Origin of the sequence: Capnocytophaga sp. oral taxon 863 str. F0517, assembly GCF_000466425.1 — a bacterium.
Lineage (GTDB): Bacteria > Bacteroidota > Bacteroidia > Flavobacteriales > Flavobacteriaceae > Capnocytophaga.
Genome location: NZ_KE992119.1, coordinates 1 through 1,529 on the forward strand (window position 1 = coordinate 1; position 1,529 = coordinate 1,529).

1 protein-coding gene is annotated in these 1,529 nt (G+C 40.5%); it reads left to right on the forward strand.

The window, feature by feature from the left end; translation table 11 throughout:
* A partial coding sequence (locus tag HMPREF1551_RS05365; protein ID WP_021628044.1) for a DNA topoisomerase occupies window positions 1–1,529 on the forward strand: 1,529 nt, incomplete at both ends.

The following is a 1,529-nucleotide window of genomic DNA, read 5'->3' on the forward strand; positions in this document are numbered from 1 at the left end:
AAACAGCTTAAAATCATTGATAGCCTTTTTAAGAAGTGTAGTTCCATTATTGTAGCCACCGATGCAGGTCGTGAAGGAGAACTGATCTTCCGCTATATCTATGAATATTTGCAATGTCAAAAACCTTTTCAAAGGCTTTGGATTAGCTCCTTAACCGAAAAAGGTATCAAAACAGGACTTGCCAATCTGCAAGAAGGAAGTGCTTTTGATTTGCTGTATGCCTCTGCTCAAAAGCGTAGTGAGGCTGATTGGCTGGTGGGTATCAATGCTACCCAAGCCCTAAGTATAGCCGTAGGTGAAGGGATTTATTCCTTAGGTAGGGTGCAAACACCTACCTTAGCAATGGTTTGTAAAAGATTTTTAGAGCACACACATTTTCAAAAGAAACCTTTTTATCAATTACGACTCAAGCACCAAAAAAGCTATACTGATTTTTTCAGTATCTCAGCTAAAATTGAGGATAAAAAGGAAGCTGAAGCCTTACAAAAACAATTAGAAAAGTCTCCTATGGCCGAGGTGATTTCCACTGAAAAAGAAGTGGTAAAAGAACAACCTCCTTTGCTCTATGATCTAACAGGTCTTCAGAAAGAAGCTAATAAAAAATGGAACTTTTCAGCCGATGAGACCCTGCAAATCGCTCAAAGTCTCTACGAGCAAAAATACATTACTTACCCACGTACTGGTAGTAAGTACATCTCAGAGGATGTATGGGAAGAAATCCCACAGCTGATACGTTTGTTACAAGAAAGTGAAGCATACGCTAACGAAGCTAAACTTGTGAAAATTGGGGCGCTGAATAAGAAGATGGTTAATGATTTGAAAGTAACAGACCATCACGGACTTCTTATTACCGAGCGCTTTCCTACCAATCTTACGGCAAAAGAAAATACTATTTACAAAATGATTGCCACCCGACTTTTGGAAGCGGTATCTGAACCCTGTGTAAAAGAAGTGCAAAAGACTCTACTGGAGGCTCTGCACACTGACTTCTTGGTAAAAGGTGTTCAAGTGTTACAAGCGGGTTGGCGCGCTATCGGTGGTTTTTACTCTGATGAAACTGCCAAAGATAGTGAAAAAGACAATGAAGGTGATAGCAATCAAGTGCTGCCTGAACTTGTACAAGGAGAAAGCATAAAGATTAAAGCCGTTGAAATCCTTTCTAAAACCACCCAACCTCCTGCTTTATATACCGAATCAGGACTTTTGGGGGCTATGGAAACAGCAGGAAAGACCTTAGAAGATAAGGCACAACGTGAACTATTGCAAGGAGCAGGTATAGGTACTCCAGCCACACGTGCCGCTATTATCGAGACGCTTTTAAAGCGCAATTATATTGAACGCAAACAAAAGTCTCTTATTCCTACCGATAAAGGAATGCAGGTATATCAGTGGGTAAAATCACTTACTATAGCCGATGTAGCCCTTACAGGCGAATGGGAAAGTCAATTGCAAAAGATAGAACAAGGAGAGCTCTCTCCCGATAGTTTTTCTTCGGATATGGAAGCCTATACCCATAGTCTTACTGATAC